At 71.4% G+C, this 1,565-nt stretch carries 2 protein-coding genes; one reads left to right on the top strand and one right to left on the bottom strand.

The genetic code is table 11. The annotated features are described in order from the left end of the window. Window positions 1-65: 65 nt before the first annotated feature. Entirely contained in the window at window positions 66-908 is an 843-nt protein-coding gene (locus ACM2XV_RS15140) for a sugar phosphate isomerase/epimerase family protein (protein ID WP_487027538.1), read from the bottom strand. A 76-nt stretch (window positions 909-984) separates the two neighbouring features. On the opposite strand from ACM2XV_RS15140, the gene ACM2XV_RS15135 reads away from it, so the two are divergent. Further along, a partial coding sequence (locus ACM2XV_RS15135; protein WP_487027537.1) for a LacI family DNA-binding transcriptional regulator occupies window positions 985-1,565 on the top strand: 581 nt, incomplete at its 3' end.

The raw sequence follows: 1,565 nt of genomic DNA, 5'->3' as shown, positions 1-1,565 counted from the left end.
GTTCGCGGCGATGACCCCATCGCCGACGAGCGCCACGGTCAGCTCGGCCGAGGAGTCCCCTGCGCTCACGCCGTCGTCACCCCGACGCGCTGCACCAGGCGGTCGAAGGCCCGCGCGGCCCGCCCGAACGCCGCGGGGCCGCTGAAGCCGCCGAGCGTGAAGCCCTCGGCGAGGTGCGGCTCGAGGCTCGCGAAGCCCGCATAGCCGGCGTCGCGCAGGGCCGTCACCGTCTCGAGCAACTCGCCGTCGCCCTCGCCGGCCGGAACGACCTCGCCCGTGTCGGCGAGCGCGTCCTTCACCTGCAGGTAGTCGACATAGGGGGCGAGCTGCACCCACCCCTCGGTGAAGGGCTTCACGCCGCACTGCACGTAGTTCGCGTTGTCCCACGCGAGCCGCAGGCTGTCGCTGCCGACCGACTCGACCAGGTCGAGCACGCGGGCGGGCACATCGCCGTAGATCTCCTTCTCGTTCTCGTGTAGCAGCACCACGCCTTCGGCCTCTGCGAGGTCGGCGAGTGCGCGCAGGCGCTCGAGAACGGCGTCGCGGATGCCTTCCGGCGTCTGCCCGTCGCCCCGGTAGAACGAGAAGATGCGCACATACCGCGACTCGAGCCGGTGGGCGACGCGGATGACGCGGCGCAGTCGCTCGACCTCATGCTCGACGGGCAGCGCGACGTCGACCTTGCCGATGGGCGAGGCGATGGCCGAGACGCCGAAGCCGGCCTGCGAGATCGCCGCAGCGAGGGCATCCGCCCGCTCATCGTCGAAGTCGGCGACGTTCACGCCCCACGCGCTGCGCACCTCGATGTGCCGTGCGCCGAGCGCTTCGAGCACCGCGAGCTGAATGGCGGGGTCGGGCGAGATCTCGTCGCCGAAGCCGGAAAGGGTCCAGACGTCGGTGTCGCTCACGGGGTTCACGCTAGGCACCGGCACACGCAGCCGGCAACCGTTTGCCATTCTTTGCAAGCCGTGCTTGCATCGGGGAATGGCTTCCCAGGCACCGTCGCCGGGCCGACGCCCCACGCTCGCCGACGTCGCCGCCGCGAGCGGCGTCGCGATCTCCACCGTCTCGCGCGCCCTGACGCGCCCCGAGCGCGTGAACCCCCTCACCCGCCACCGCATCGAAGAGGCCGCGACCGCCCTCGGCTACGCGCCGAACACGACGGCGCGGGCCCTCACGTCGGGGCGCACGCGCACCGTGGCTGTGCTCGTCTCGGACGTGACGAACCCGTTCTACTTCGGCATCATCCGCGGCACGCAGCAGGAGCTGAGGACCGCCGGCTACACCCAGCTGCTCGTCGACACCGAGGAGTCCGACGAGCTCGAGGACGCGATGCTCGAACGGCTCAGGGCGTCCTACGACGGGGCGATCGTCGCCGCGTCGCGGCTCAGCGACCGCCGCCTTGCCGAGCTCGCCGCACGCATTCCGCTCGTCGCGATCAACCGCCAGACCCGCGGGGTCGCGAGTGTCTTCATCGACACTCCGACGGGCATCGCACAGGCCGTCGAGCATCTTGTCTCGCACGGCCACGGCAGGATCGCCTACGTCGCCGGGCCGCCGAAGTC

The organism is Gryllotalpicola sp. CP2-P1, from assembly GCF_057512245.1.
The sequence above is the reverse complement of the archived record's forward strand: the minus strand, read 5'-3'. Positions and strand labels throughout refer to the sequence as shown.